Consider the following 4,091-nt stretch of genomic DNA (forward strand, 5'->3'; position numbering starts at 1 on the left):
TAAAGCCAAATTGCCGAAAAACTAGAACAAATGGCTAAAGAGAAATTGGAGATTTGAACCAAGAAATTTCATACTGCGCCTAACGCCAAATTAAGGTGTGAACAACGCTACCACCTTACATAAAGCATTGTGCTATAAACACTAAACTGACTTGAAGTGAGAGCGCCGAGCGTTGTGAATCACTCTTAAATTTATTGTTATGTTTAAAGCCAAACGAGTCCGCTATACGGCTTAGTTCTTAGGGATTCTAACCTGCTTTTAAGGGAACCTGAGTGTATCTCTAGTTTATGGCCATCTGGGTCTAAGATATAAAGTGATTGTCCTTCACTCTTATTCTGTTTCCAAACTTCCACACCCGATGAAACTACACGCTTCGCAAAGGCTTCAAACTCTTTTGGTTCGATATCAAAAGCTACGTGGGTATAGTCATTTTTGGGGCAAGGGTCATCGTGAGAAAGGCAAAACCAGAGTTCACCTACTGATAAGTAAGCCCCATTGTCCCACTTAACATGAGCAGTGAACCCCAACGTCTCTCGATAAAACTTAAGAGAGCGTTCTAAATCACTAACTGCAATGGTTATATGATTGAGCCCTAAAATCACCATTTTCTCCCGTAAACATAACGCCCAATTAAGGGGTGAACAACGCCTCCACCCAACCTAAAACATTGTGCCATAAACACTAAATTTGAAGTAGAAGCAAAAATGCCAAGCGTTGTGAATCCCTCTTAAATTGCTTGTTAGGTACGTTTAGGAAGCGCATACTTTAGCTCAACAGGCTTAGTTTCAACCTCTCTGATCCCTTGAGTACGGTCATGAAAATACCAAATATTGAACTTCCTTTCATGCGGTTTGGTATCGTACCCCAAAGAATCCCACCCTAAATATTGTGCGACTTTCTCAGCGACTTTTAGCTTAGCAGGTGATGTAGCAGCACCTTGAAAAGCACTCATAACGGCACCTAACAGAAAGTCGGAAATTTGAATATTTTCTGATTTCTTTGAGTCTTTTTCGACAACGGACTTAATAGGGTTTTCTCCATTAAAGCTACGGCGAAGAGTTCGGTTAGCTATAATATGAAAAGCTTCATCTGCTTTATCATATCGAGAGGCTATCGGGTCAACTTCAATTCTAAATTCACACTGTCGATTCGGATGAGCTTTTTTAACGGCTGAAATTTTCGTCGTGATTAACTTAGTAAAGTGCTTTCGCATAGCAAGATCATAATCACCACCATGATATTGCTTGTTCACCATACCCTTTCTGATAACAATACAATGAAACGCTAACCATTGATGTTTAAAAAACATATCTATCAAATCTGAATAAAATTCAGCATAGTGTTTTTTATGGGCTTTTTGCCACTTAATTTCATCGTGGTATCTATGCTTGTCACGAAGCTCTCTAACCTTTTGAGCAAAATCACCACGTCTTTGATACTTCATCCACAAAGAACCAAATCCGTAATATTTTTGCCCCCCGACACCAGATTCGTCACATGCTACATGCCAGATGAGTTTTCCTTGTTGCACCCCGCACCTCCACAATATTCATTTGTAAACGATAAAGTACCTAACGCCGCATTAAGGTGCGAACAACGCAAAACACCGAACCCAAACCATTGCACCTTAAACACTAAAGCTAAGTTTAAACTGAGATCGCCAAGCGTTGTGAGTCACTCTTAAATGCCTTGTTATATGTTTGGTTACACCTTATCCGCAAAGTAGGCCATGATTTCTTCAGTAGTCATTTCCTTGGTCTCATTAGCAAAGCAGTAATAACTTGGCCGCATATCGCTAAAATATTGCATGTCCATTTCCAATCCTTCAAGATTTGGAAACAAGCCTACTGGCATATTGTACTCACCTGTTTCTTTAAATTTATAGAACAAATGAGTTCCGCACTCTGTACAAAAACCTCGAGAAGCCCACGAGGAAGACTTGTACATTTTGACTTTATCTTCCCCTTCTACTTTCACTTGAGTTCCACACTTCACCGCAAAAAATGGAGCACCTCCCCAAATTCGACATGACTGACAATGACAAACTGTAAACTTAGGGTTGATGTTTTCTGCCGTAATTTTCACAGAACCACAAAGGCAACTAGCCTTAGAATAAGACATTGAAATAACTCCTAAATTGATGAAACATATAACGCCCAATTAAGGGGTGAACAACGCCTCCACCCTAACCTAAAGCATTGTGCCATAACCACTAAACTTGAAGTAGAAGCAAAAATGCCGAGCGTTGTGAATCCCTCTTAAATTGCTTGTTATGTGCGTGCTTTTAGTTCACGAACCAAAGCGTCATCACCAGCTTCATGTAGCCACAAACCCCAAATTGTAATTGAGCCATTATGCTTGCTGTATACAACCCACTCACCTGTTTTGTAGTCGTTCGAGATTGACTCAATTAACGACTGGTACATTGTTTCCATATTCAAGTTCTGATCTTGTAACTTGGTGCGCTTCGCGTGATTAGCCCAGTTTTCAACGATAAACGAAGATTGTCCAAAATGAGTATGCAGGACTTTAAAACCCACTTGGTCTGAGATGTTTCTCAATTTACCTCGACCATTACCGATATCACTGATGCGCTCTAAAACCGACAGTACCGAAGTAACAGGAACTGCGACTGCAATATTTTCAATAACAACATACCCTTGGTGATACAACTGAGATAATTGTAATTTTAAAAGGTCACTGACGTTACATGTAGGGCAATGAAAAGACAGTGCCTCCTCTACCATATGCTCATAATCACCATATAACCAAGTCGACTCTAGAGCTATATCCCTACGAACTTTCACGTCAGTTGAACGGATTATTTGTTCGACTCTATTCATTACTCCTCCAGAGCACATAACGCCCAATTAAGGGGTGAACAACGCCTCCACCCAATCTAAAACATTGTGCCATAAACACTAAAATTGAAGTAGAAGCAAAAATGCCGAGCGTTGTGAATCCCTCTTAAATTGCTTGTTATGTACGTTGTACCGAGCGCACTGGTACCCAACCTATTTCACCCGTTGACCTCGAAACTCGATACCACTCATTAAGTTCGAATAGCACAGAAAGTTTTTCGCCAATGACAGTATTAAGCTCAACATTGTCATAGTCTTCAAGCAAGATACCTTCTGAGCTTCCTTCAATCTTCTCGATATATTGAACTGGAGCCCAACCCTGCTCCCCTTCGACACTGGTTATAAAGATCCAGTTGGGGAACTCGTCATCAATTGTACCTAGAGCTACTTTGTCACCTTGCTTCAAATAAAACGGATTGGGATATTCTGAGACGTGTTTTTCAGTAGTAACAACTTCCATATTTTCTCCAAAGTACATAACGCCCAATTAACGTGTGAGCAGCGCAAGCACTGAAGTTGAACTCTGCGCCCTAAACACTAAATTCAACCCGAAGTGAGAGCGCCAAGCGTTGCGAATCACTGTTGAATTGTTTGTTATGTTTTACCACAAATATATGATTCACTTGAGAAAAAACTGCTATTTCTAACTAGTTTTCTGAAGCAAACCACAAGGCTGAAACCAACTTGGCCGCCAAAGGCGACCAACTAGAAACGAATCATTCCACTTCCCTGCCCAATGAGGCAACCCAACTTAGCTCCAACAAATACCCTTTCTTTCCAACCAAAGCGCAAAACAGTGTTGAATTGCCGAGACAACTGCCAAGCCGAAATGCTAATTGGCTAAGAATCCAAAAGCGACTTAGAGCCAGCTACACAAACAACCGACCGCCACGACCTGACAATGAAGCAACCCGCGAACATTGGCATGTTTTACGGGTTGAGTGATTCAAGAACTTAGGCCGACAATGCGGATTTGCTGAGTCTACTAGGGACGAATTGCTTAAGGGACAAAGAACTAGAGCCTAAGACCTTTAAGCCTTTGAATTACAAGTAAACATAACGCCAAATTAAGGTGTGAACAACGCTTACACCTTACCTAAAGCATTGTGCCATAAACACTAAACTGACTTGAAGTGAGGGCGCCAAGCGTTATGAATCACTCTTAAATTTATTGTTATGTGCGTGCTATTTGGTTGCTCTGTTTAGTTGCAGTAAATCCCATTTGTTACC

Annotated in this window: 5 protein-coding genes; all 5 read right to left on the reverse strand. The window is 40.9% G+C overall.

Translation table 11 applies throughout. The annotated features are described in order from the left end of the window. Positions 1-203: 203 nt before the first annotated feature. The 5 genes from fos to ACQEXU_RS21705 all read right to left on the reverse strand — a co-directional run bounded on the left by fos (position 204) and on the right by ACQEXU_RS21705 (position 3,321). A complete protein-coding gene (fos, locus tag ACQEXU_RS21685) occupies positions 204-602 on the reverse strand; it encodes a FosG/FosC2-related fosfomycin resistance glutathione transferase (protein ID WP_130546177.1) in 399 nt (132 codons plus the stop codon). A 137-nt stretch (positions 603-739) separates the two neighbouring features. Further along, positions 740-1,531: a DUF3800 domain-containing protein gene (locus ACQEXU_RS21690; RefSeq protein WP_111416434.1), complete on the reverse strand. Its 792-nt coding sequence runs from the start codon at positions 1,529-1,531 to the stop codon at positions 740-742. Between the two features lie 173 nt (positions 1,532-1,704). Beyond that, the gene (locus ACQEXU_RS21695; protein ID WP_023586001.1) at positions 1,705-2,121 is read right to left on the reverse strand and encodes a GFA family protein; all 417 of its coding nucleotides are present in this window, start codon (positions 2,119-2,121) and stop codon (positions 1,705-1,707) included. A gap of 149 nt (positions 2,122-2,270) precedes the next feature. Then, complete coding sequence (locus tag ACQEXU_RS21700; protein ID WP_427012272.1) at positions 2,271-2,843, reverse strand: hypothetical protein; 573 nt, start codon at positions 2,841-2,843, stop codon at positions 2,271-2,273. A 136-nt stretch (positions 2,844-2,979) separates the two neighbouring features. Further along, entirely contained in the window at positions 2,980-3,321 is a 342-nt protein-coding gene (locus ACQEXU_RS21705; RefSeq protein WP_180770966.1) for an SH3 domain-containing protein, read from the reverse strand. Positions 3,322-4,091: the final 770 nt, after the last annotated feature.

Source organism: Vibrio sp. TRT 21S02 (assembly GCF_050113675.1).
Lineage (GTDB): Bacteria > Pseudomonadota > Gammaproteobacteria > Enterobacterales > Vibrionaceae > Vibrio.

Bases quoted from the DNA above. Each gene is read 5' to 3' on its own strand.
- ACQEXU_RS21700 (WP_427012272.1), bottom strand. From the start codon at position 2,843: ATGAATAGAGTCGAACAAATAATCCGTTCAACTGACGTGAAAGTTCGT.
- ACQEXU_RS21695 (WP_023586001.1), bottom strand. From the start codon at position 2,121: ATGTCTTATTCTAAGGCTAGTTGCCTTTGTGGTTCTGTGAAAATTACG.
- ACQEXU_RS21705 (WP_180770966.1), bottom strand. From the start codon at position 3,321: ATGGAAGTTGTTACTACTGAAAAACACGTCTCAGAATATCCCAATCCG.